The sequence below is a fragment of the Streptomyces sp. NPDC001634 genome, assembly GCF_040298185.1.
Classification (GTDB): domain Bacteria; phylum Actinomycetota; class Actinomycetes; order Streptomycetales; family Streptomycetaceae; genus Streptomyces.
In genome coordinates, this window is record NZ_JBEOZU010000034.1 from 65,841 (window position 1) to 91,061 (window position 25,221).

13 protein-coding genes and 1 pseudogene are annotated in these 25,221 nt (G+C 68.6%); 3 read left to right on the forward strand and 11 right to left on the reverse strand.

The window, feature by feature from the left end; translation table 11 throughout:
• Positions 1 to 45 precede the first annotated feature (45 nt).
• The 3 genes from ABT186_RS23435 to ABT186_RS23445 are packed head-to-tail and all read left to right on the forward strand — an operon-like array spanning position 46 to position 4,770.
• Positions 46 to 417, forward strand: coding sequence for a hypothetical protein (locus ABT186_RS23435; protein ID WP_351926642.1), 372 nt, complete (start codon positions 46 to 48; stop codon positions 415 to 417).
• On the forward strand, positions 414 to 2,480 hold the full coding sequence (locus ABT186_RS23440) for a DEAD/DEAH box helicase family protein (protein WP_351926644.1): 2,067 nt from the start codon (positions 414 to 416) through the stop codon (positions 2,478 to 2,480). The genes ABT186_RS23435 and ABT186_RS23440 overlap by 4 nt, the downstream gene beginning before the upstream one ends.
• The gene (locus tag ABT186_RS23445; protein WP_351926646.1) at positions 2,473 to 4,770 is read left to right on the forward strand and encodes a stress protein; all 2,298 of its coding nucleotides are present in this window, start codon (positions 2,473 to 2,475) and stop codon (positions 4,768 to 4,770) included. Before ABT186_RS23440 ends, ABT186_RS23445 begins: the two co-directional genes overlap by 8 nt.
• 405 nt (positions 4,771 to 5,175) lie before the next feature.
• On the opposite strand, the gene ABT186_RS23450 is transcribed toward ABT186_RS23445, so the two are convergent.
• From ABT186_RS23450 to ABT186_RS23495, 11 genes and pseudogenes are all read right to left on the reverse strand, one after another.
• On the reverse strand, positions 5,176 to 6,210 hold the full coding sequence (locus tag ABT186_RS23450) for a hypothetical protein (RefSeq protein ID WP_351926648.1): 1,035 nt from the start codon (positions 6,208 to 6,210) through the stop codon (positions 5,176 to 5,178).
• On the reverse strand, positions 6,207 to 6,356 hold the full coding sequence (locus tag ABT186_RS23455; RefSeq protein WP_351926649.1) for a hypothetical protein: 150 nt from the start codon (positions 6,354 to 6,356) through the stop codon (positions 6,207 to 6,209). The genes ABT186_RS23450 and ABT186_RS23455 overlap by 4 nt, the downstream gene beginning before the upstream one ends.
• Before the next feature lie 16 nt (positions 6,357 to 6,372).
• A complete protein-coding gene (locus ABT186_RS23460; protein WP_351926651.1) occupies positions 6,373 to 9,561 on the reverse strand; it encodes an AAA family ATPase in 3,189 nt (1,062 codons plus the stop codon).
• 39 nt (positions 9,562 to 9,600) lie between these two features.
• On the reverse strand, positions 9,601 to 10,770 hold the full coding sequence (locus tag ABT186_RS23465) for an exonuclease SbcCD subunit D (protein WP_351926653.1): 1,170 nt from the start codon (positions 10,768 to 10,770) through the stop codon (positions 9,601 to 9,603).
• Positions 10,771 to 10,847: 77 nt separating this feature from the next.
• Positions 10,848 to 12,590, reverse strand: coding sequence for an ATP-binding protein (locus ABT186_RS23470; RefSeq protein ID WP_351926655.1), 1,743 nt, complete (start codon positions 12,588 to 12,590; stop codon positions 10,848 to 10,850).
• 1,043 nt (positions 12,591 to 13,633) lie between these two features.
• Positions 13,634 to 15,250, reverse strand: a complete 1,617-nt coding sequence (locus ABT186_RS23475) for a serine/threonine-protein kinase (protein ID WP_351926657.1) — start codon at positions 15,248 to 15,250, stop codon at positions 13,634 to 13,636.
• A gap of 184 nt (positions 15,251 to 15,434) precedes the next feature.
• Positions 15,435 to 16,687, reverse strand: a protein-coding gene (locus ABT186_RS23480; protein WP_351926659.1) for an IS3 family transposase whose coding sequence is annotated in 2 segments (ribosomal slippage) — positions 15,435 to 16,405 and positions 16,405 to 16,687 — 1,254 coding nt in all. Because the reading frame shifts where the segments join, the coding sequence is not laid out codon by codon here.
• Positions 16,688 to 17,407: 720 nt separating this feature from the next.
• Entirely contained in the window at positions 17,408 to 19,729 is a 2,322-nt protein-coding gene (locus ABT186_RS23485) for a hypothetical protein (protein WP_351926661.1), read from the reverse strand.
• Positions 19,726 to 22,554: a DEAD/DEAH box helicase gene (locus tag ABT186_RS23490; RefSeq protein WP_351926663.1), complete on the reverse strand. Its 2,829-nt coding sequence runs from the start codon at positions 22,552 to 22,554 to the stop codon at positions 19,726 to 19,728. Before ABT186_RS23490 ends, ABT186_RS23485 begins: the two co-directional genes overlap by 4 nt.
• A gap of 74 nt (positions 22,555 to 22,628) precedes the next feature.
• Positions 22,629 to 22,942: pseudogene (locus ABT186_RS48010) on the reverse strand (transposase); the annotation flags it as partial.
• A 153-nt stretch (positions 22,943 to 23,095) separates the two neighbouring features.
• Positions 23,096 to 24,991 carry a 3'-5' exonuclease gene (locus tag ABT186_RS23495; RefSeq protein ID WP_351926665.1) on the reverse strand — a complete coding sequence of 632 codons (1,896 nt, stop codon included), beginning with the start codon at positions 24,989 to 24,991 and terminating at the stop codon, positions 23,096 to 23,098.
• Positions 24,992 to 25,221 lie beyond the last annotated feature (230 nt).

A 25,221-nucleotide genomic window follows, 5' to 3' on the forward strand; every position in this document is an offset into this window, starting at 1 on the left:
CATGCCCTGCAGCGCACCGAAGACGTCTCGACCGATGAGCTGCTCGTGAACCTCGCGGAGGTGCTCGAGCTCCCGGGCCAGGGGTCGGACTACCACTACGCGCTGCAGAGCACGGTCGCGGAGCTGCGTAGGCGACGCCAGGCAAGTCCGGGACTCTTTGGCGAGATCGAGCGGCTGTGCCGCCTGGATCTGCAGCTGGCCCTGGCCGTTCCGGACGCGGTCTCGTTCGCCGAGGGCCAGTTCGTGTACATAGGGGCCTTGGACTGGCTGCTGGAGATGTACCTCACGGAGGGGCTGCTGGCGGATGCCCTGTGGGTGGCGGAGGTCGCCGATCGCGTCGGGGCCGGTGACAGGCCCCGCGTCCGCAAGGCACGGGAGCGGGCAGCGCGTGTGGCCGCTGAGGACGCGGCGGTATGACGGGGCATCCTGGTCTGGCGCAGGTCCTGCCCAGCGAGTCGTTCCTGGAGTACGCGTTCGTGCGATGGGTGCTGACGCCTGCGGCTCATCCGGCCATCGTCGACCGGGTGCGGGCGCAGGCGCCGCTGGATGTGGGTGGGCACTGCTACCGGCTCGACTATCTAGTGGCGGGCGACCGGCTGCAGGTTGCGGTCGAACTCGACGGCTTCGCGGCCCATAGCGGCCGGGAGGCGTTCACCAGCGACCGGCTGCGGCAGAACGACATCACTGCTGCTGGGCACGCGGTGGTCCGGTTCTCCTACGACTCCATCCGCACGAACACGGCCCGCTGCGTCGCCCAACTGCAGGCGGTCATGGCCCGTGACCCCGCCTTGGCCCTGCTTGTCATCGCCCATCCGCTTGTGGAGACACCCGCTATGGACCCCGATCCCCGGGCCGCCTTCGGCCCCTCGCCGCGTATCAGCACCGTGGCTGGCGACTGCGACTACTTCACGCTCGCGCGGGAGGCCGTCGATGTGCGGACGTTGCGCGAGTGCCAGAAGCAGGCGCTGGCCGCGCTGAAGGACTTCTACGCAGCTGGCGGCACCAAGGCGGCGTGTGTGATGAGCGTCGGCGCCGGCAAGACCGCGCTGGGGGTGGCCGCTCTGCTCGCCGTGGCTCGCAGGCGCGCGCTGGTCGTCACACCGGGCAACGTGATCCGCGGGACGTTCGACACTGCTTTGGACCACCGGGCTGTCGGCAACGCCCTCTACGGGCTGCACGGCGGGCCGCTGATCCCGGGGTGCCGGCCGCCGTCGGTCCTCACGGTGGACCGGGACGCCGGGGGTGTTCGCAAGGTAGATCGGCAGAAGCTGCTGGCCGCCGACGTCATCGTCACGAACTTCCACTCCCTGGGCAGTGGGCAGGACCCCGACGATCTGCTGGCCAAGCTGGCCCCGGACGATGTGGACTTCATCGTCGTCGACGAGGCGCACATCGCGGCGGCCGAGTCCTACCAGCGATTGTTCGCGCATTTCGCCTCGGCGCGCGTCGTGCTGATGAGTGCCTGCTTCACCCGCCTGGACGGCAAGCCGATCGATGCGGAGGTGGTCTACCGGTACCGCCTCATCGACTCCATCGCGGACGGCAACGCCAAGAACCTGCGCGTGCACCGGTTCGCCCCTGACAGCGCGGCCACCACCTACGAGTTGGTGTGGCCGGACGGCCGGCGGGAGGAGATCACCGGCCGGGACGAGCTGCTGGCCGTCCTGAAAGACGAGCGCAAGCTCTCGCGTATCACGGCCAGGTCGACCGAGCCGATCCGCCAGGTGATGCGCGTCGTGAAACGCCTGCTCGACCAGCAGCGCGACCTGCTGTTCCCGGTCAAGCCCCGGGTGCTATTCGCTGCTATGGGCCGCCAGCACGCGGAGCAGATCGCGCGTCTGGCCAATGAGCACGGCATCGCCTGCGACGTCCTGCACCACTCGATGACCGACGCGGCCATCGCCAAGGTCCGCGAGCGGTTCGAGTCGGACGCCGGCGACTTGGACGGCATCGTGCAGCTGAAGATGCTGGGCCAGGGCTATGACTTCCCGCCCATCTGCTTGGTGGTGCCCATGCGCCCCTACGGCAGCTTCAGCGAGTTCTACCAGTTCATCGGGCGCGGCATCCGTGTCCTGTCCCATCCCTCGTTGCAGGGCCGGGTGGGCCCTCAGCAGCAGTTCCTCGATATCGTCCTGCACGCCGAGCTCGGCCTGGACGACCACCTGGACACTCTCTACGCCGAGAACGACATGGACCCGGCTACCGGCACGGTCGCCGACGACGCGCCCGAGCCGATCGGCACCGCCCCGCTTTCCGGCAGCCGGGGCGGCGACGAAACCGGCAGGATGGACGCGTTCGTGCTCTTCGAACGCGGCGAGATCACCAGCCGCGTCGTGCACGACTCCGAGCGCGTCGAGACCCGGCGCGCCGAACGTGAACGCGAAGCCCTCGCCCAGCGCTACGCACTGTATGCGGCCGGCACCGACAGCCCCGTGTCGTTCGAGCAATACGTCGATGTCGTACGAGCGCTGCATGACTGACAGCCTCGGCCGCACCCTCGCGGCCGCCACCGGCCCCGACGCCTTCCTCGCGGCCGAACGTGCCGGCGGACAGGAGGGGCGCTTCGCTCCGTTCGAGGAGCTGGCCGCGACCGTCATGACGACCAGCTTCACCGGCACGGCGCCGGTGGAGCTGTCCGCCGACGGACACTTCTCCCTGTACCTGCCGCCGTCGGCGCGCGCAGCCATGAGCGGCTGGTTCGACCTCGCAAGGCAGCAGGCCAAGGGGGCCTGGTGGCTACCCGAGAGCACCGTGGTCAAAGCCGGCCCGGTCAATCTGCCCGCCTACTACACGGGCAACCCGCGGTGGGCCGCGAACATCGCCGCCATGGTCTCCGCGCGCTCCCCACTCGCCAGCAACCCGGACGCGTTCGCCTGCTGGGCGCTGCTCATTCCCTACGCCACCGACCTGCTCGCCCCGCTGGCCCTGCGCGGACCGCAGGCCGGCGCCCTCGAGCCCACCGCAGCCGGCGCCGCCTGGGCCGACGCCGAGGCCCGCTACCGCGCCCTGGGCCTGCTCACCGCGCCCGTGGAAACAGCGCTCGCCCGGCTGCGCCCGGGAGGCGGCTGGTCCCGCCTGACCGGGGACCAGCAGATCACCGCCCGCCAAGCCCTGGTACACGCGCTCACGCCGGCGGTCGACACCACCACCACCGCCCGCTGGCGCGCCACCCAGCTGGCGGTGCTGCTGCAGCGCTACTACCTCAAGGCGAAGAAGGGCCGCCCTACCGCCCGCACCGTCCTCACCAAGGCACTGCAGCCCACCCTCGCCGCGTTCTTCGACGGCGACTGGCTAGCGTTCCTCGACTACCTGGGCGAGCAGCCGGCCGACGACGAACAGATCGTCACGACCCTGCCCACCCCCCGCCTGTATGTGCGCGCCTCCGCGAAGGTCGAGCAGATCGCCGCACAGCAGAAGCTGCCCGTCGAGCAGGTCGCCTCGATGGTCGCCAGCTACCTGGGCAGCGACGAGATCCGCTCCCCCATCGAGCAGCGCGTCACCGTGCTGCGCCGCTACTGGGAGACCTTCGACGCCCTCCACGCCGCCCAGCGCCCCGGCCAGCCGCCGCTGCTCGAGCTGGTCGGCAACCCCTGGATCCCGCCGGACGAGGACGAAGCCTTCCCCACCCCCGTCTACGAGCGCGTCCTGCCGCCGCAGCTCCTCGCCGAAACCGAGAAGCTGTGGGGCTCGGAATGCCATCCGCGCTACCCCGACCGCCTGGTCTCCGCGCTGCTGCCCCAGGCCAGCATGGCCGAAGCGTTCGGGCCCGCGCTCACGTTCTGGCACGAAATCGCCCTGAGCGCGTGGTACATCTGCGAAGGGCCCTACGCCCGCAGCGACCTACACGGCCTGGCTGACTACCACGCCCGCCGCACCGACGCTTTGAAGGCCACCGGTACCCCGGTCGGTCCGAGCCTGTTCACCGAACTCGCCGACGCAGACCAGCGCCTGGGGCCGCCCCAGGACATCCAGCGCCCCATCAAGATGACCCACCCCGACGGCTACACCATCACCGCCACCACAACCGTCGGCCAGCGCCGCGACGGCTTCCCCCTCCTACGCGACATCATCACGCGCCACCGCCGGACCTGGGCCCGCCAACACCTCGAGACCGCACTCGGCTCATGGGAAGGACAGCTGCAGGAGGTCTCCCGCGAGCTCAACCGGGCCGCCAACAGCCGCGGGAAACCCCTGACCGTCAAGCAGTTCGCCCGGACCGCCGCGCCCGTCGCGAACCGGTGGTTCGGCGGCGACCTGGCCGCCCTGTGCGCGGCCATCGGCGAGAAGACCCCTGTGCAGCAAGAACGCATCCACCTGCTGCCCTACGACCGCACCGCCCTGTGCCGCCACCTGTTCCACGCCCTGGGCGGCCGCTACGTCACCAACACCAGCGGCGACGTGCCCGGCTTCCAGCAAAGCTGGGCCATGACCCGCCTCGTGGCCCAAGCCCCCCGCCTGATCCAGCTCGAAGAACTCCTCGGCCGCACCCCCACCGAAAAGGAATTCCGCGCACCGTCCTACACCTGGCCCGAAGGCCTGACCTACCCGGCCTACACCGCCGCCACCCAGCAGACCCGTCTCGCCCTCCCCCTCACCCGTACCACCCAGGCAGAACAGGAACCCGCCACGCAGCCCACACCCCCTCCACTCCCCCAGACCCCCGCAAACAACCCCACACCGACCCCGCACCAGCCACCCCCACCACCCGAACCTCCGGTGCAGCCCGAACGCCGACGCGGACTCCTCAACCGCCTACTCGGACGCAACTGAGCCAGAGGGCGGCGGCCCCGCCCGGGGCCACGCTCTCGCCGACAACTGGAACATGACCTGAACCTCCCACGGGGATCCGGAGGAGGACGCGTACGAAAGGCTCCAACGCGTCTACGCGCTCTTCGGCCTGGACGCCGCTCAGAACCCGTGCGTCCGCACCAAAGCCCTGAGCACCGAGGCGCTACGAGCCGCATTCCAATAACCGGCACTGGCTGCATCGCGGCCGCGTCGCGACCTCGCCACAGCTCCCGCACGCGTTGCCGTCCCGCGGTCCGCCATGGCGGCGGGCCGCCCCTGTCCGTCGGCGTGCGCCTCTACTGGGTGCTCTGATGTTGTGTTTCGGCGTGCTGCGCGAGTGCTCCGAGGGCGTCACCCGTCAGAGTGAGGACCTGGAGGAACTGCGGCTCAGCTCACCGCTGCCACGCGTAGGGCCCTGCTGAGCAGGGCAGGGTTGCCCAGGCGGCGGCGCAGTTCCCCCTCCAGTCCGGCGACCGGTACCAGGTTCTGGGGGGCCCGGGCGTCTTTGTACTCGCAGCTGGCGTACCGCGGCAGTACCAGTTGCGAGAGGTTGGCCAATGCGATCGCCTCCGGGGTGGGGATGTCGGCGGCGCATTCCAGCCGTACTATTCCGACCCACGGGGCCCCGGGCGTACACGGTAGGCGTAGGTACCAGGCGTGCCGGTCCCAGGAGGTGCCCATCAAGAACACCGGGGTGCGTTCGCCGGCGGCCAGAACGCTGACCATCGCGTGTAGGTCGGGCGGCAGGTAGGCGGTGCGGTGGGACTTGATGAGACCTAGCGCTCGCGGCAGATGGGTGCGGCCACGCAGCGGACCGTCCACCACCAGCAGGTCCGAGCCGGCGGCGACGCCGTGGCTGGCCAGGGCAGTGCGGGCGTTGGCGGCGACGAGAATTTCAAGGTCGCCGAGTCGGCGTTGCAGTGCCGCAGAGAGCAGCACTGCAAGGTTTTCTTCCTGGTCGTCAAAGGTGATGTTGGCCTGGTAGGTACCGGCCGTGGTGGGCACGTCGACGGCGTTGGTGGCGGTGGTGAACAAGCCGCGTCGGGATTCGATGGTCAGCAGGTGCGCGCCACGGTCGGAACAGCAGCACACGGTGCCGGCTGCATAGGAGGCGCATAGTGCCATCTGGGCGTCGTCGGCGCGGTTGCTGGCGCTTGGGGCCTGTTCGGCGGCCGCGGGCTGCTCGATCCAGATGCGGGCCTCGACGCGGCGTACGCCGTCGACGAACAGGACTGCGCCGGGGTCGGGCATGTGGGAGGTCGAGATGGGCTTCCAGTCGGCCGGGGCGAGTTCGAGGTCGGGGATGACTTTGGCGGTCGAGTCCCCGATGGTGTTCTCGGCGTTTTCGACGCTGGAGCCGTAGGTGGGGTCCCAGCCGTCGACATGGAATCGCATCCGGGCCGCATGTGCCGTGCTTGTCATGTGCCTTCCCGGGTGACGGCGGAAGTGTGGGGGTCGCGGTGTACTTGGAAGCGGACCGGTACCCGTTCGGCGAGCCCGGTGACGTGCGTGATCACCCCGACCATCCGCTCCCCTTGGGCGAGATTCTCCAGGGTGTCGGCGACCATCTCGAGCGAGTCGGGATCAAGGGGTGCCGAATCCTTCGTCGAGGAATATGGACTCGAGCTTCGTCGCGCCGCCCATGCCGGCCAGCTGGTCGGACAGGGCCAACGCCAGTGACAGGCTGGCCTGGAAGGTTTCGCCGCCGGACAGGGTGCGAACCGAGCGTTGTGAGTCGGCGTCGGAGTGGTCGATGACGTAGAACTCGCCTTTGTGGTGGCTGAGGTCGAATCGGTCACCCGACAACCGGCGCAGCGACTGCGAGGCGCCCGCGACCAGGGTGTCGAGGGCTGAATCGGCCAGCCACTGCGGGAACTTGTTGGACCGCATCAGTCTGGCCAGCTCGGCGGCCACCTGTTGCTGGGCGCTGGCGCTGTCGATCTTGTCCTGTATGGCGGCGGCGTCGGCGAGGCTGCGCTGGATCATCTCTACCCGGCCCCGGGCCCGCTCGGCTGCGACCGCTACCACCCGGGGGGCCTGGGCGGCGCGCCCAGGACCGTCGCCGAGGTCTTGTGGATCCAGGTCGTGGTCGCGCAGCAGACCCTCCAGTTGGCCCAGGAGCTGCTCGGCTTCGCTGTGTGCGGTGTGGGCGTCGGCTTGCGCGCGGAGGGTGTCGGCCTGCCGGTCGTCGACCGCGCGGGTGGCCCAGGCGGCCAGGGTGGCCCAGGCGGCGGCGAGGTCGTCGGTGTCCAGGCTCGGCGGTTTAAGGGCCGCCACCGCGTCCCGGGCAGCGGTCAGCTCGGACCAGGCGGTCGCGGTGCGAGCCTGCCACTGCTGCTGTTCGGCCTCCGCCGCCTTGAGTGCCTTGCGTGTCTGGCTTGCCTCGGCTGTGGCGTTCTCCACGGCCGCTTCGAGGCGGTCGCATTCCTCCAGTAGGCCCGGCAGTGCATCTGTGGGCGGCGCCTGGTCCAGCAGCGTCTGCAGTTCGCTCAGGCGGTCGGTCAGGGTGCTCTGCGCGTGGTCGGCGGCTGCGCTCTGCTGGACGGCGGTGGTGTGGTCGCTGTGGGCGGTGGCGTGTGCTTGCTCGGCTGCTTCCAGCGTGGCGGTCGCTTCCTGGTGGGCCTGATGGGAGGTGGCGGCCTCGGCCTGGGCGGCTGAGAGGTCGTTTTCCACCGTGGATCTCTGGGCCTGGGCCCACGCTTCCAGGTCGGACCAGGCGGCGGTCACGTCATGGGTGTCGACGGCAGGTGGGTCGAGTTCGGCCAGGGCGCCCAGCTGCGTGTGGAGGTCGCTGCGGGTGCGATCGATCTCCCTTTGCAGCGTGGCGACGGCCGCCGTGGCGGAGGTGTGCGCGGCTTCGGCCTCCTGTACCGCGGCACGTGCCTGCTGCTCGGCGGCGACCAACTGGTCACGGGCTGCAACGCGTTCGTCAAGATGGGCGCGGTCGGCGTCGCAGTCGCGTTCGGTGTCGGCAGGACGATCGGGCAACAGCGTGCCCAGCCGCTCATCGAGCAGGGTGCGCCGCTGGCTCAGGGTGTCCGCGGCGCGCTGCTTGGCGGCAACCGTCGTGGTGGCGGCCTGACGCTGGGAAAGCAGGTCACGGTGTTCGCGGACCGCAGCGTCACGCGCGGCCTGGGCGGCGGCCAGGGCCGGGTCGGACAGCGGCGGCGGGAGGATGGTGACGCTCTGCTCGCAGACCGGGCAGGCGTGACCCACCTGGAGCTGAGGGCGTAGCTGGGCGGCACCGGCGAGGGTGCGGGCTTCCTCGAGGGCGGCCGTGGCCGCGTCGAGACGCACCTGCGCGCCGGTGACCGCACTGTCGGCCTGGGCAGCTGCCTCCACCGCGTCATCCAGCTCGCTGGTGGCCTCGGTGAGGGAACTGGTGACGTCAAGGAGCTGGTCGAGTACCTCGCGCGCCTCGGTGAGCCGGCTGCCGTCGCCGGCGGCGGTGAGCGCGGAAGCGGCCTGGTTGTGCCGGTCGCGGGCCGCGGCCAGCTGGGTGGCGGCGGCGTCGGCCTGCCGTGCCAGAGCCGCTTCCCGGCTGGTCAGGTCACTGACACCGTCGGGGGTTTGGACGGGAGCCAGCAGCTGTTGGCGACGCTGCAATGCCGCGTACGCCTGTTGTACCCGGTCGCGGCGGCCGCGGGTCTCCTCGGCGGTGCGCCGGGCCTCGGTGACGGCGTCTGCCAGCGCCCGTAGCCGCTCCTCGCTCTGCGCCAGCTCTTGGCGGGCACGCTGTGCAGCCGCGATGACTGCGTCGCGGCGCCCGACCAAGCCGGCTTTCTCGGTGTAGCGGTCGCGGGCAATGTTGAGGACAGCGCGCTGCGGGCCGGATTGGGCGGCTTTAGTGGCGTCGGCCAGGGTCTGGGCAGCCGCGTCGGCGGCGTCGCGGGCCGTGTGGGCGGCTGTCTGGGCCTCCACGGCACGGCGCTGCAGCTCTCCGATGCCATCTGGGGTGCGGAGGGGGGTGAGCCGGGCGAGTTCGGTGCGCAGAGTGGCGACACGTGCGTGGGCATCGCTGGCGCGGGAGTGTGCCTCGGCGACGCGGGGCACGAGCTGGTCGACGGTGGCGGCCAGCTGTCCCAGTGCCGACAGGCGGGCCTGGGCGTCGGCCTCGGCTTGCGGGGTGGCGTCGGCGTGCCGGCTCAGCTGGTCGGTGAGGACCTCGATCTCCTTGGCTGCTTCGGCCGCCTGGGCGCCGGCGCGTTTGCCGATGCCTTCGTAGTGGGCGGCTCCGAGCAGCTTGAGCAGGATCTGCTGCCGGTCGCGGGCGTTGGCGGACAGGAACCGGGCGAAGTCGCCTTGGGGCAGGACGACGCACTGGCAGAAGTCGTCGAAGGACAGGCCGAGCAACTGCTCGATGGCGGCGTTGAGTTCCTTGATTTCTCCGGCCAGTACTTCCGGCTGTGGCCCGTCTGCGTCGGTGACGACCGCCGTAGGGTCGGTGAACTTCACCAGGCTGACGGTCTTTTGCTGGATCTGTTGGCCGACGCGGCGGACTTCGCGGGCGACTTGGTAGCGCTGGGATGCGACGTCGAAGGTGAGCGAGACCGTGCATCGGTTGCTCGTGGGGGCGAGCGCGTAGGCGATGGCGTTGCTGCGGCCCCACCGGTAGGCCGAGCCGTACAGGGCGAAGGTCAGGGCGTCGAGAACGGTGGACTTGCCTGACCCGGTGGGGCCGACGAGGGCGAAGTAGTCGGCGTCGGTGAAGTCGACCACGGTGGGAGCGCGGAAACCGGCGAAGCCGTTGAGCTCCAGGCGAACGGGGCGCATGTTGAGGGATTCCTTCTAGCGGGTGTCAGGGCCGCTGGGTCAGGAGCGGGCGGTCGAGCGGGTCAGGTCGTCGTGCAGGTGGTTGAACAGGGCCGTGACCCGGTCGTCGCTGACGCCGACGCTGTGGCAGTAGTCGGAGAACAGTTGCGCAGGCGTCTTGGTCGGCTGGTGGGTGGCGATGCCCGCCTTGGCGCCGGTGCTCGCATGGTCGGGGTGGATGCGGATTTCGAGGGCGTTGGGAAGGGCTTCCAGCAGGTCGTCGCGCATGCCGGCGTAGGCGGGCTGGGTGATCACGAGCCGGAGGTAGTCCTCGCCGTAGACGGCGTGGTCGGCGGTGAGCTGGGCGACGGTCCCCTCGATGGTGCGCAGCCTGCGGCCGGCAGTGACCGGGATGTCGGTGATCTTCGCGGGGGTTCCGGGAGAGGCTTCGACGAGGCAGACCACGTGGGTGTTGTTCTGCTCGCCGAAGTCGATCGCATAGGGGGATCCGCTGTAGTGCACCGGGCAGGCGGCCGGGATCGTCTGTCGGCGGTGCAGGTGGCCCAGGGCCACGTAGTGCGCTTCGACGGGGAAGATAGCGGCGGGCACGTGGTATTCCATGATCGATTGGGCGGCCCGCTCGCCGCCGCCGAAGACGCCGCCGGTGCACGTCAGGTGGGCCATGACGATGTTGACGGCGTCGGAGGTGAAAGCCCCTGTCAGGTTGTCCAGGACATCTCGGATGAGCTGGTCGTAGGCGCCGACGTTCTGGGACGGGGTGTTGGCGATGATCTCCGCGGCGCGGACGGCGTAGCGCTGGGAGAGAAACGGCAGAACGGCGACGTTGACGCGCTCGTTGGTGGATTCGGCGCGGAAGCTGTGCACGCCGCCCTTTGCGGCCGGGCGGGCCTGACCGTAGACGTGGATGCCGGCGATGTCCATCAGCGGCTTGTAGGCCTCGAGTGTGGCGCCGTGGTCGTGGTTGCCGGCGATCAGGACGACCTCGATGTCCTGCTTGGCCAGTTGCAGCAGGGTGCGCACGACAAGCCTTTGGGCGTCCGCGGTGGGCGCGGCGTTCTCGTAGAGGTCGCCGGCGATGAGGACGGCATCGACGTCGTTGCCGACGGCTATCTGGGTGATCTCGCGCAGTACGCCTGCCTGCTCCTCGAGCCGGTTACGGCCCTTGAGGGTCTTGCCGACATGCCAGTCGGAGGTGTGGATAAACTTCACCGGGTCGGTCCTTTTCGGATGGCTGAAGCAGAGCAGCGGGTTGCGTCAGGCGTGATCTGAAGGCGCGTCGGCGGACGTCAGAAGGGCGGCTCGTCGATGGCCCCGTCGTCGGGATCGTCGAACCACGAGTCGCTCTGGGTCTGGGGCAGCTTGCTGAACGGGTCCGGTCGCGCCGCACCACCGGCGTTCGAGTCAGCAGGCGAGTTGCCGGTAGTGAAGGTGGGATCGGCGACCTCGGAGAGACGGGTGGCCCAGGCAGGGAAGGGGAATTCGACGGCCAGCGGCACCGGGATCTCGGGCTGGGAGACGAACATGGTGCCGGGCTTGGCAAGGGTGGCGCGCTGCCGCTGCGAGGTGGGCAAAAAGCCGTACTCAGGGCGGCCGGCCTCAGCGGGGTCGAGCCGGCCGACGATCTTGATCGAGGAGTTCGACACGATGCGCCGTTCCACCTCGGAGGCGGTCTGCTGAGCGCCGATGAGGATGATGCCGAGCGAGCGGCCGCGCTCGGCGATGTCGAGCAGGACGTCCTTGATCGGAGAGGAGCCCTCACGGGGCGCGTACTTGTTCAGCTCGTCGATCATCGTGAACAGCAGCCCGCCCGGACCGGCTTGCTCTTTGCGGTCGGTCTCCGCGGCGAGCACGACACCCACGACGAAGCGTTGGGCCCGCTCCGGCAGGTTGTGCAGGTCCACCACGGTGACCTGCTGCCCCGAGGTATCGATGGAGTGCGTGACCGCACGGTCGGTGACCGTGCTCAAGTCGCCACGAAGCAGGGGGCCCAGCGGCCTTTGGGACGACCGCAGCCGCCGCACGAACGCGTTGACGGTACCCATCCCCACCGCCGGCCCCGCCCAGTGGGCGCGAGTGGCCTCGTCGGTGACCTTCTCGCAGATGAACTCGATCATCTCCGCCCAGGTGCGGATGGTGGCTCCGTCGATGGCGACCGCGCCGTCGTTCCCTGCGGCCTGGGCCTCGCCGCGCAGCCGGCTGGTGACCTGGTGCACGACAATCGTGTACTGGTTCTTCTCGTCTTCGACGTCGGCGAACACGTACGGGAGCAGTTCGCGTTGGCAGAACTCCGCGAGCGTCCACCAGAACGCGGTCACCCCGCTGGTCCGGCCGGTGACGTGGGGGCGGCCGGTGGTATCACCAGGCAGCGGCGGCGCATAGAAGCCGGCGGAGGCAAAGGGGCGAGCGGGCAGGCCGAGCCGCGCGTATGCGGCGCGTAGCGTCTCGTCGAGGCGGGTGTTGGGCTGGTCGACGAACAGCAGGTCCTCGCCCTTGACCGAGAAGATCAGGGCCTTGGCGTTGACCGCGCGGGCTCCCAGGGCACCCGAGGTGAACAGCGAGTGCAGCAGGAACAGCGCGAAGCTGGTCTTGGTCGCCACCCCGGAGATGCCCGAGATCGACACATGGGCGCCGCGGGTTCCGTCGAGGAACTCGAGGTTGAGATAGATCGGTTCGCCGTCACGGCCGGTGCCGGCGGGGATCCGCGCGTCCATCTTGTCGAAGTACAAGGCGGCGTCCCGGTCAGCACCCGCGGCCCGGATCGCGACTGCGCCGGGGCGTGGCGGGACGTAGCACTCAGGCTCGACGCGGGTGGTGGTGACCTCGGCGATCTCCTGCACGGTCGCCGGCAAGATCCCGTCGGCGATGAGAAACACGTCCGAGCCGAACGCGGCACCCTCATGGCGGGCGACCACCTCGGTCACCACGCCAGAGGTGACCACCGTGCCGACCCCGGGTATCTCCCGGCGGGTGCTGACCACGTCGTCGAGCTGCAGGTACGCGTCGGGGGAAAGGGCGACGTGAAACTTCAAAGGCGTGGAGTCCTCGGTGCCTGCAACCTTCCCGACCTCCTGCTCAGCACCCCCACTGGGAGGCAGGCCTCCAAGCGGCTGCTGACTCGTCAGAGACGCTGAACCGCGGCCTGAGGTAGTGCTGTCGACGCCAGGGGTCTTGGAGTCGGTGTCGGTCATCGGCGGTCCCTGTGCCTATCTCGTCGTGCGTCGGGGCGGCCCTGGCGGCTGGCGGTGGACACCGTACGCCGGGGCGCCGAAACTACTGCGCAGTTCCACAGATTGCCGGGCCTCCAAAGGTGCCCAGTCCCGACGGGCACGGGGCGGCTTACCCTGCAGATGCGCAACCCGGCCAAGGCCGGTACCCGTCAGTCCCGCCCACCGGTCCCCCGGCTCTTGAGCTCGCAATCGGACGCGTGCCAGAGCTCGTTGGCTAACTTCCCTCGCCGGAGCGCTCCACCATCGGCGCCGGACTACCCACGTGTTGGCCAAAGGCGCGACATCGCTGATCGCCGACGGGTGACGTCGTGGTCGGACGATCCGCGTCACAGGGCACAGGCGGATGCCAGCGACGAGAAGCGGTCTCGCTGCTGTCATTCTCCCCAACCGCAGCGTTGGTGGCCGGGCCGAAGTCGGCCTGCAGACGCGCATCCTGGCCCCCTCGTTCTGCCGTGCGCAGCCGAAGAGCAGAAAGTTCCCGGCACACAGAGATGCCAGATACATCCACACCCCCGGCGTGCTGGGGCCCGCACCACTGACGGCACAGGCGGTGAATAACCGCCTCAAGTACCCCACCCGTACGCGGTCTGCGCGCATACTACACACGATCCATTCACCATGCACACACATCCCACAACCTCTCGCACCACCCCTGGAAGCGACACGAGCGTGCGGCTGACCGGCGTCCCTTCGTCACCGGATCTGAATGCGCAGCGACGAGCCCGGTATGCGGCCTCTCGAGACACGCGGACGTATCCGGCGTACTGGCGCTCCGCTGATGTGGTCCTTTGACATTGCTGCGTCGATCATCTGGTCCCGTCGGCCCGCGCAGGCCGCAGTGGTGCTTACTGATAGACCGCGGCAATGTCCGTGGAGTGGAAACTGCTGGCGCCGGTGGGACGGTAGTCGATGGTCCAGGTGCTGCTGGTGGTATCGGGGCCGCCGAAGAGATCACCGTGGGGGCATGCGAAAGACATGGTTTTGCCGGCGATGGCGATGCCTGACCCCTGATAGGAATCGCAGACCTGTCCATCGGCGAGCACGATCTTGAAGGGGAAGGGCTGCTGTTCATCCATGTCGCTGGTATCAGGGAGTGCCTCGGTGAGGTTGATCTTGAAGACCTTGCCGATGGCGCCGGAGGTGGGGCATAGCACGGCTGGACTGGGGTCATTGGGCGGGCTGAAGCAGGGGTCCTTCAGTTCGCTGCCGACGATGCACCGGTAGGCGTCAGGGCGGAAGGCCGCCTGGGAGGAGGCGAAGCAGCTGCCGTCAGCGCTCGCGACGACGCGGACGTCATCAGCGGGCTCGCCGAATGTCCAGGGCGTGTAGGTGCTGACCTGGGTGACAGGGCGCGAAGACGGTGTGGGGGCGGACTCGGTTAGCGAACTGGTTGCTGCATGCGGCTCCTTTGATGGCGAAGTGGGTGCGGTGGAGGCGGCCGCCTGAGCCTGTGCGGTGGAACCGGCGCCGTGGCGGACGGAGGGTGCAGACGGTGTCAAGACGTGGCCAGCTGCGGGTGACTGATGGGAGACGGCGTAGGCGACCAGCGCCGCCGAGAGGACACCTGAGACGGCGGCGGCGATAGCGGCCTTGTGCCACCAGCGCATGCCGCGGTCGGCCGGCATGGCAGTGCCTGGATAGGTGTAGGACGCGGTGAGCGTAGCCGGCTCCCGCAGCAGGCGGGGCAGGTCCCTGCTCAAGGGTCGCTGATGTGGATCGGAGCGGAGAGCTGCGCTGACCGCGCGCACAAGGCGAGGCGGAAGTCCGCTCAGATCCGGTGTGGTGTGCTGGATGCGGTAGGCGAGCGCTTCGGCAGGCCCAGTACCGAAGGGGTGACGACCCAGGGCGGCAGAGGCGATCACGAGCCCCCAGGTGAACACATCGGCCGCAGGACCCGCGGTTCCGGTGGCCAACTGCTCGGGCGCCAGGTATCCCGGGGTGCCCAGCCTCCAGCCGGTACGGGTCACCGCGGTTGCGTCGGCCAGCTGCGCAATGCCGAAGTCGATCACTTTCGGGCCGTCCGCGCCCAGCAGCACGTTCGACGGCTTCAGGTCGCGGTGGACGATCCCGGCCGCGTGAATCGTCTCCAACGCCCACGCCAAGGCCTCCGCAAGCCGCGCAACATCCTCCACGGGCAGCGGGCCGGCCTCCAGGCGCTCGGCGAGGGAACCTCCGGAAACGTACTCCGTGACCAGGTACGGCATCTCCCCCGCTGTGGGCAGGTGCACCACCTCGACCACGTGGGGGCTGCTGACTGCGGCGAGAGCCCGGGCTTCACGATGAAAACGCTCCCTGAACACCGCGTCGTCCGCGTACTCCGAGCGCATGATCTTCACGGCAGCCTGCCGGCCCGTATCGTCCTCGCCCAGATACACCACGCCCATCCCACCGGCTCCCAGCCGGCCCAACAGCCGGAAACCACCGCAGGTACACGGATCCTTCTCCCCCAACTCCTGCAACACGCTTCACCCCCACTACACGCCACCCGCACGGCAGCGCTCCCCACGCACATCATGGCCCACACAGCGCACCATTGAGTCACCCGGAACCCAGTTCTGTGAGCAGGCCGCTGCCCCCCCCTGGATCGGTCACGCTCATCTAGCTGCACAACAGTCCCGGTGAACCGCCCCGGGTTCGGTAGAGATCTCAGATTGTGGTTGTGACCTGGGGTTTCGTGAGTTCCGTGTAGTAGTTGGCTTCGTACTCGACGGGCGGGATATGGCCTATCTCACCGTGGAGTCGGCGGTGGTTGTACCAGTCGACCCATTCGGCGGTGGCCAGCTCGACCTGGGAAGGCGTCTTCCAGGGCCGCTGGGGCTTGATCAACTCGGTTTTATACAGGCCGATCGCCGATTCCATCAGGGCGTTGTCGTAGGCGTCGCCGACTGAGCCGATGGACGCGGCTATGCTGGCGGCGTCCAGATGCTCGGCGAGCCTGAACGACGTGTACTGCGACCCGGCATCAGAGTGATGGATCAACTCGCCTGGCCGGATGGGTTGTTGGTCGCGGTCGCGTTGCCAGATCGCCATCTCCAGGGCGTCTAGGACGAAGACGGTCTCCTTGACGGTGGCTGCCGACCAGCCGACGATCCGGCGGGAGAAGGTGTCGACGACGAACGCGACGTAGACGGTGGCAGACCAGGTCTTCACGTGGGTGAAGTCCGCCACCCAGCAGCGGTTGGGGGCGGCGGCGACGAAGTCGCGGTCGAGACGGTCGGGAGCTCGCTCGACCTGCCCGCCGGGAAGCGTGGTGAGCACACGCTTGCCGCGGACCGCCCCCTGGATGCCCATCTCACGCATCAGGCGTTCGACGGTGCACCGGGCCACGACGCGTCCCTGCCGGTTCAGCTCACGCCAGACCTTTCTCGCTCCGTAGACACGATAGTTGGAGGTGTGGACCTGACTGATCAACTCCTTGAGCTGAGCGTCCCGCACCGATCGTGCGGACGGGGCGGCCAGTCGTTTCTTGTGGGCGTAGTAGGTGGAAGGGGCGATCTTGCAGTCGTACTCGGTGAGCGTCCTGCAGATCGGCTCGACACCGCCGAAGCGGTCCCGGTGCTCGTCGATGAACGCTACGAGCGCGTGTGTGGCCGGTCGAGCTCGGCCGCGAAGAAACTTGCCGCGGCCTTGAGGATCTCGTTGGCCCGCTTGAGTTCGGCGTTCTCCTTCTTCAGCGCCTTGAGCTGGGCAGACTCCTCCGTCGTCGTCCCCGGGCGCTGGCCCGCGTCGATCTCGTGCTGCTTCACCCAGTTCCGCAGCGTTTCGCGGGAGCCGATGCCGAGCTTCTCCGTCACCGCTTGCAAGGCGGCCGTCTCGTTCGGGTAGTCGTCGCGCATCTCGGCGACCATGCGCACCGCACGGCGGCGGAGCTCAAGCGGGTAACGGGAAGGTCGTGCCATGACTCGATCCTTTCATGAAATCGAGTCTCTATTCGAATCGGGGCGGTTCACGGAGCCTTGCGCAGCCGGGTGCGCAAGCTCTGGAACTGCTCGCCTGACAGCGACTCGCGCGCGGTCGGCTCACCGGCTGCGCTCGGGCCGGGTCATGCTCCGCGACGCCGGCCCGCGCCGCTCGACCCCGCGCGGCGGGCAGCCCCGCAAGCACGGCGGGGTCCTCGCCTTCGCCATGCTCGGCCTTCCAGCGCGGGAGATCGCGGGGCAGCCGTCCGCGTATGCCTGGTGCATTCAGCGGCTCGACCAGGACGCGACACGCTCCTGCGGATGCCCAAGCTAAACCAGGTCCTCGCCCTGTCGCCAAGGTGGTCCGGCCGATCCTCCGACTCGTGCCGGTACTCGTCCCAGCGCGTGTCAGGCGGCGGCCATGTGCCCTCAGACTCTGGGCCGGGGGCGCCGGCAGGGCGGTCGGGGCGACCAGCTCATCCCCCGTATCAGGTTGCGGCGGTGGCCGGGACTTGCCGTTTGTGAGGTAGCCGGCAACCTTTCACCGCCGCGCCAGTTCGTTCGGGGCCCGCTCTGAGGATCCAGGTGGTGCACTCTGCAGTTCCTCGCGCGCCGGCCCAGACCCCGGCGGCGGGCCACCTACACCTGCCCGCACGGAGTCCGGCACCCGTTCGCCGCCTGTCTGCGTCCGGCTCACGTCAGGTCCAGCGCATGCCAACGTCAGAGCAGTTTGAGTCCTCGGTCCAGCGCGTGGAGGGTGAGGACATCCATGTGGAGACAGGCCCGCCGCAGATCGTTGAATGTCCAGCAGTCACAACGCCCGGTGAGCTGGCCACGCGTGATCACTACTCGGACGTCGTAGGTGACCCGCTCCACGCTCAGGTAGGCACTGGCCGTGTTGGCGCTGACCGCCAGCCTCGTCAGGTGCCACCTCTGCGACTGTTCCTTAGCGGAGCGGGCCCGAAGCCGGCCTACCAGGGCTGCCAGCCTGGCGTCGGCGGCGTCGGCCTCCGCTGTTGTTGGCTGGGGGGATGTGGTGGGCTGGTCCGCGTTCGGCAGGGTACGGATTTTGATCCCGGTTGCCGAACGCGTGGCATGCAGCGCTACGGCATCCACATGCGCGCATGGGTGGGGCATCGTGCACGAGCAGAGTCCCAACAGTTTACCGCCTGACATGGCTACGTTGACTTGCAAGCGCCGCGAAACCGTAAAGAAGCCGATCGTCCAATTCTCCGTGGTTCGCAATCCGCTGACTCGGCCGGCACGTATGTGCTTGTCGGCAGCGCGGTATCGGGCTTTTCCCATCAGGGCGATGAGTGTCGCCTCGCCACCGGTTCCGGATGGTCCAATGCTGGGTCGGGCGGTCTGTGAGTGCTGCGGCAGGGGCGCAGTCTGCTGGACGGTGCGAGGAATGCGATCCAGTGCTTCCAGGATGTCGCTGTCGCCTCGCGTCCGAAGCAGAGTGCGGATTTCCTCAGGGGAAAGCAGGTCAGTGTCGAGTGCTCCGAGTCGCGTCGCGAGGACCGTCCAGACGTCTGCTTCGCTTTGGGGGATGGGCCCGCTGTGGCCGGCCAGTCGAAGCGCGGCTACACCGAACCGTGCAGGGTCGTTGCCATCGGTAGGTTTGTTGGTGTCGGGTACGACGTTGACCTCGAGGCCGCTTCGGTTGGCCAGCAGAAACAGATGGTCACCCTCGTGGATGCCTCGCAGGCGGCCGTCGTTGGCGACGATGCGGCCGGTGAAGCCGTCGCCTGTCCATGCGATGGTGACGTGCCCTAGCGATGTGTTGACGCTGAGGGATTGGTGACGGCGGGCACGGGCCTGCTCGGCGAAGCGCTCCGGGACGGGGAACGATAGCCCCGCCAGGAGTGCCTCTGTGGCGTCGATGCGGAATGTCCAGTAGTCCACCTCCCAGAAGCACTGCGCGGTCCAAGCGATGGCGCCGCGCACGGCGACTGTCGCAGAGCGCGGCTTGGCCGCGGGCCGGTCAAGGGCGGCGGGTAGGGGAAGCGCCGCGGGCGCGGACGCCTGCGGCAGCGAGCCGGGTGGGGCGGGCGGTGCTTGCTCCCGCGCGGGGGTGGTCGTGGCGGTCCGGGGCGCAGCCCACGCGGAATAGGCCGCTGCGGCGTCGACACCCCCCGAGTGCCGAAGGTCTTGTCTCGATCGGGTACCGGCTGGCTTCGCAGCGGCCGGCTGGAGTGCGGGGGTGAGTCGGAGCGGTTGGCCGGCCAGCAGGCGGGCGGCTGTGAGTGCGGCAGAGGCTAGGCGCTCACTCGGCAGTGGGGCCTGGGTCGATGTGGGCTCGGTGAGTCGGGGCGGCTCGGGATGGTTCGCGGCGTCCAAAGAGCGGGGCTGCGCCACTGGCGCATGATCGACTTCATCGGCTTGTTCGTCATGCCGGCTGGGGGGCTCAGCGGCATCAGTCGATGGCGGGACATGACGGGGGTGGGCGCTGGATGCGGTCGGACTGGTCAAGGACTGTCTGTCGACCGTGTTCGACGCGATCGGCCGGAGGGAGGCTGGCCACAGGTTCAGGTCGAGGCCGCGCAGGCACAGCAGGCTTCGGGGATCGGCGTCAAGGTGTGCGACGACGGCGTAGCCGAGTGCCAGGAGGTGCAGGCAGTCCTGCTCTGGGGCGGTGCAGGTGCAGGTCGCAGCCGACAGTTCGCGCGGTGTGGGGCGCAGCCAGGTCCGCAGGCGGATGTCTGCCAGCCAGTGCCGGGCTTGGCGTTCCACGGGTTCGGACCGATCCACGGAGCGGAAGCAGGCGTCCATCAGCTCGGCGGGATTGCCGATGTCGTGGCCGGCCAGGCGGAGCTGAGGTGCCTGAATGATATTGCCGGTGACGACGTCCGCGATGACCAGTCCCGGCTGGACCGTGGTGAGCCGGACGGCTTCGCGCCCGACGAGGCTGAGTGCCTCCCCGTGGAGTGAGCTGTTCCACTGGAAGGCACCGAGCGCGTGCAGCCAGTCGGCTGCCAGGGGGTGCAGTTCGGTGGGCAGCGGGCCGACTGTGGTGGTGATCTTCGGCGTGGAGCTCATTCGGCATCGTCCCTGAGGCGGAGCAACTCGTCGAGCTCGGCGTTGGTCAGACGGGTGACATAGCTGTCGTCGCTGGGAACGACGCTTTCTGCCAGAGCACGTTTGCGGTTGATGAGTTCGGCGATCCGCTCTTCGACCGTGCCGCGAGTGACGAATTTGTGCACGTGCACCGGTCGGGTCTGCCCGATGCGGTAGGCGCGGTCGGTGGCCTGGTCTTCGACGGCAGGGTTCCACCAGCGGTCGTAGTGGATGACCTGGGTGGCCTGGGTGAGGTTGATGCCCAGGCCTGCCGCGGTGACCGAGAGAAGCATGAGCGATGCCTGCTTGTGTTGGAAGCGCTCAGCTCGCCGAAAACGCTCGGCTGGGGGGACCTTGCCGTCGATACGCAGGTAGGCGACGGCAGGGCGGTGCTTGCCCAGGTGGTTTTCGATCAGGTCCAGCATCGTCGTGTACTGGGAGAACACCAGCACTGATTCGCCGTTGTCCTGGGCCTGTTCCAGTAGTTCGTCGAGGAGCTCCAGCTTTCGCGAGTCCGTCAGTTCCGGGAAGCCCTCGCCCTGGAAGAGCACCGGGTGGTTGCATATCTGCTTGAGGTGGGTCAGCAGCCTCGTGACCTCGAGAGGTCGGGCTCCCGAGTCCGCGGCCTGGATCCGCGCCATACCCTCCCGCCGGGTTGCCTCGTACAACGCAGTCTGCCGTGCGGTGAGTCCGATGATGTGCTCCGTCTCAGTCTTCGCAGGCAGTTCAGGCGCGATAGCCGGGTCGGTCTTCATGCGACGCAGGACGAACGGCCGTACCAACCGCGCCAATCGCTCGGCCGCAGCTTCGGCCTCTTCGGGATCCTCTCCGTTCTCAATCGGCTGGACGTACCGCTCCTGGAAGGCCTCATGGGAACCCAGAAGACCCGGGGTGGTCCACGTCAATATGGCCCACAGGTCCCGGAGCCGGTTCTCCACCGGCGTTCCGGTCAACGCGACCCGCACCTGGCCGTTCAGCTCGCAGATGTGGCTGAACGTCTTCGATCTGGGGTTCTTGATGCGCTGGGCCTCGTCGGCCACGACCAGACCCCACTCGATCCGGGCGAGCCTCCAGTCGCTCAGAACTCCGTACGTGGTGACAACGATGGTTTCTGGCGTCAGGTCCCGAAGGGAACGGGAAGGCCCGTGGAAACGTCGCACCGTCACGCCCGGGGCGAACCGCTCCACCTCTCTCGTCCAGTTGTCCAGGACGATGCTGGGCCCGACCACCAGCGTCGGCCCCGTTGCCTCGCCGCAGGCCAGCCGGTGCAAGTGCAGGGCGATGACTGTGACGGTCTTGCCCAGTCCCATATCGTCGGCCAGACAGCCACCGAGTCCAAGAGAGCAGCGGTCCGCCAGCCAAGCCAGGCCCCGTCTTTGGTAGGCCCGCAGGGTGGCGACCAGGCCTGGAGGCTCTTCCAGTGCGGGCAGCAGTGGTTCCTGCGTCGCAAGGCGGGCCGCGGCGCCCAACGCGGTGTAGGGCACGGACTCGCCGTCGACCACGAGCTCGCCCGCCGCTGCGGCTGCCAGTGCGTCGCCCGGTTCCAGTTGCGTCGCCAACCGGCTTCTGGCCCTGCGGAGGACGGTGTCGTTGACCAATGCCCACCCCTCGCGCAGGCGCACCAATGGCCTGCGCGACTCGGCAAGCTGGTCCATCTCCTCCTCGGTCAGCAGTCGGCCATCGAGGGAGAAGCGCCAGTTGAAGGACTGCAGAAGACCGTCCACGATCGAGGAGCCGTTCGGGGCGTCCATCACGGCAACCGATTCCAATGACGCCCACTCGGCGGGAAGTAGGATCGCAACACCGCGGCGGCGTAGTGCCTGTGCCGGGCCACGTGGCCGAAGCAACTCCTCGAATTCTTGGGGAGTCAGGCGGGTTTTGAACTCGTCGTCGTCGTTGGTGGTGAGCCGGTCGAGTGGCTGCCACAGACTCCCGAGCTCGGTGAGGACGGCGGAGACTGCTGCAAGGGGTCTCTTGCCGAAGGGCTCGTCCGTGGTGGCGGGAAGGTCGGCGAGGTCGGCAGCATCCACGATCAGGGATGCGTCCTTGAGGCTTCGTACCTGGAGCACCAGGTCCACTGCACCGTCCTCGCGGACCGGGTACGGGGTGTCCTCGCTGTGCTGGACACGGAGTTCGCACCGGACGGCTGGGCCGGTCTCCGCTGCGGCGGGGTGCGGTGTCGTTTCGGCGGCAGCGGGGAGCGAAGAATCGGATGAGCCGGCCTGCTGGGCAGAGTTATCGCTCACCGCAGAGGCGAGCAGCGTGTCCACGACCGCGTCCATGAAGGACGACAGCAGGTGCCGCGGATTGGGCAGACGCCAGGGCGGCCCGCCCGGCAGCGGCTGAGCATGAGCGTGTGGCGGGAAGCCGGCCACCAGAGCATCGAGATCGGCCTTCGCAATCGCGTCGAGGCGTCCGCACCGCCATGACTCGTCGCCCTCGTCGTCGGCCGAGGGCTCGACATCGCCGCGGACAACCGCTTCCAGAGCAATCCGGGCGGCGGACGCCCACGGTGACAACCCGGGAACAGGCGGTGCATCCGGTTTGTCCACTGCCATCAGCAGCGGCAGGGCCTGAGCCATTGCGACCTCGACAGCCGGCACGGTCGCCTCGCGCAGCCCGTGCTGCCCCGGGCACACGACCGTGAGCATGTCGCTGCTGGGCTTTTCGTCCTGCCCATCGACGGCATCAGGACGCCAGAGGGCGAAACGACCAGCCCGTGGAAGCCGCGAGGGAAGAAACACCCCTACCCAGCGATGCGGTTCCAACAGCACGGACGCCGCGTCCGCGTCTCCCAGCGTCTTCACGCCATCCCCCACCAAGGTTCCCCTCTGTCGCCACTTTGAGCGGTTGGCTACTGGCCACCCACAGCTCCAGGCCAGACGCCGGTCTGGCGTTTCTGCCGCTTCTTGACAGTCTTCGTCAGGCTCGAACGAGCCGCCCCGGTCACAGAGCACGGCTTTCTCCACCCGCGCCACGCCGGTCAGAACGGTCTTGGAGCGCTTGCCTTGCGGGAGTCGCCACCATCCTTGCCCGCCGGATCGTGCTTTTCATAGCCGAGGTGTTCGGCGACCTCGCCCACCAGAAGGACTCCAGCAGCCGCCTGACCAGTTGATGGAGTCCGCCCTCGCCCGACAGCTGCAGGCCCTATGCCTGAGCCCGACTCACCAGCTCGTCGATCAGCCAGTCATCCATGACCTTCGCCGACACAGCCGCTGCCGACCCGACACTCTCCTACTCGGCCGCGCCTTCTCACTGGTCAACGCTGCATCTTCCATGATCGAGAGTTACATCGAACGATTCACAGTCCCAAATGGACGAGAAGGCCCGGAGCATCTCAGACGTACCTCACAGGCCGCGCGCCTTGTTCCAGTTGTTGACGCGCACCGCGTAGATGATGTTGCCAATGCCCCCCGTCAAGCAGAACAGCCAGAAGTGCACAGAGAACGACTGGCGGCGTCGCCGCAGATGACCCTCCCCAGCGGCGGCAGTCGCCGCAGCAGACGCGACAGCGGAGCGAGGATGTCGGGTTGGCTCTCCCAGTGACGCCGGAAGGGTAGTAGGGGTGATCCTGGGTTCGCCACGAGGCCCTTCGAAAACGATGACCTGGCGAGGCTCGGGGTCCTTGGCCGGGCGAGCGGCCGGTGCGCCGCCATAGGGGCGACGTGGAGGCACGAGGGCGGCATCCGCTGTCCGTCCGGCGCGGCGGTAGCGTCCCTTCACAGTGAGAGCGAGCCCGGCGGCCTGGCGTAGTTCGGTCAGGGCATTTTCGAGAGTCTGCTCGCTTCCGTGGGGTGCTTTGGACTTGTCGACCATCAGGCGGGGCGTTCGGCCACGGCTGAATTGGACGAACGTCGCTTCAGGGGCGACGCACTGTTCAATCACCCATCGGACGGGAGCGGTGAACGTGCCCGCGGTCAGCTCGTCAGGCAGTTCGTGCAGACGCCACACCGGGCCCGCACCAGGGCCGGTGAATACCAGCGGGCCACAAGCTGCGACCGCCGCAGCGGGCTGCGCGGCGGGCTTCATCTGCTGCTCGAGCCACTGTCTGGCGGCGGCCGGGGCCAGTACGGGCAGGCGATGCTGGGTCACCGCGCTGGGGCTGGGGACCGTTGTCGGGTCGGTGGCGATGACAAGTCGGGTGGTCTTGGAGGGCCGCACACCGATCGTGGCCCCGTGCCGCTCGGCCCAGGCCGTCAGGTCACGCACGGCCGCGTCCTGGCTGAGGGGCACGATGCGCACCCCCTTGAGCTCGTCCCCAACGCTGGGCAGATCGCGGGCGGCGAAATCGGACACGCCGAGATGGCGCGCCAGGTCGGTCAGCTCCCGGACGGTTCGCGGCGACGGGTCCGGTATACGGGAATGCACCGTGTGCCAGACGGCGGAGTGTATCTGGCGCACCGAGGTCTGATGGTGGCCGGCTGCACTGGCCAACGTGACAAGTCGCTGTGCCTCAGGGCCGGCCAGGCGCCCCTGGACGGCGAGGTCTTCGAGCACGCGCTGGTATTCGCCGGCGGCCACCGGATCCGGCGGCACCGTCCTGCCGCTCGGCAGCGCCGCGTGGATGTGCGCGGGCCAGCCCTGACGGCTGCCGGGTGCCCCTGCGATACGCGGCCGGCTGCGGACGGCCTCGGGCCATACCGGAAGCGTTCCGGATGGGCCGCCCGTCAATCTCAGCGGCTGCGGACTGGTGGCCAGCAGCGTGGTCAGGGCCCGGGCGGTGTTGCGGGCATCTTCCAATGCCGCGTGGCCGTGGGACGGCCAGGCTCCGGAAAGGTCTTTGACGATTCCCGCAAGCGTGTAGCCACGCAGGTCGGTCTGGGCACGGAACGCCGTCAGCGTGCACAAGCCAGCCACCCGCAACCTGGCGGCCCCAGCCCGCGCGAACTCCGCCTCCAGGAACGAGGCGTCAAAGGCCAATTTGTGCGCCACCACCAGCGAGCCGCGCATCAACCGCAGCAGCGTCCCCGCAACATCCGTGAACAATGGCGCCCCTGCGACGTCGCTCTCGCTGATCCCGTGATGTGACTGGTTCTGCCGCGACATCGCCCGCTGCGGGTCGACCAGGGTGGAAAACTCCTCCACCACCGTGCCGTCGGCCCGCAGCCGCACCGCCGCAACCTCACACACACGATGACCGCGCGCAGGAGACAAACCGGTCGTCTCCACATCGACAACCGTGTACTCAACCTGCCAGGGATCCACGCCCTGAAGCCCCCGCCGCAAGAACACCGGCTCAAACACCGCGCACACTCCTTCCCCCCACATCCCTCACTCAAGTGCCGACTCCTTGGTCGGCAGCCCGATCAGCAACACCACCGGGGATCCATGAAACGGACACGTCTACCGCGTGACATGACACAAAAGCCGCACACTGGTGCACGCACTCGGCGGCCGACCGCTGATCACACACCAGCACACCAAGCCCGGCTTGGACGTGGGCAACCAGCGGTGGGGCCGAGAGAGGCTTCGCA

Excerpts from the sequence above, each read along its gene's own strand:
- ABT186_RS23455 (WP_351926649.1), bottom strand. The coding sequence starts at position 6,356 with ATGGTCGCCGACACCCTGGAGAATCTCGCCCAAGGGGAGCGGATGGTC.
- ABT186_RS23445 (WP_351926646.1), top strand. The coding sequence starts at position 2,473 with ATGACTGACAGCCTCGGCCGCACCCTCGCGGCCGCCACCGGCCCCGAC.
- ABT186_RS23460 (WP_351926651.1), bottom strand. The coding sequence starts at position 9,561 with ATGCGCCCCGTTCGCCTGGAGCTCAACGGCTTCGCCGGTTTCCGCGCT.
- ABT186_RS23485 (WP_351926661.1), bottom strand. The coding sequence starts at position 19,729 with ATGAGCTCCACGCCGAAGATCACCACCACAGTCGGCCCGCTGCCCACC.
- ABT186_RS23450 (WP_351926648.1), bottom strand. The coding sequence starts at position 6,210 with ATGACAAGCACGGCACATGCGGCCCGGATGCGATTCCATGTCGACGGC.
- ABT186_RS23440 (WP_351926644.1), top strand. The coding sequence starts at position 414 with ATGACGGGGCATCCTGGTCTGGCGCAGGTCCTGCCCAGCGAGTCGTTC.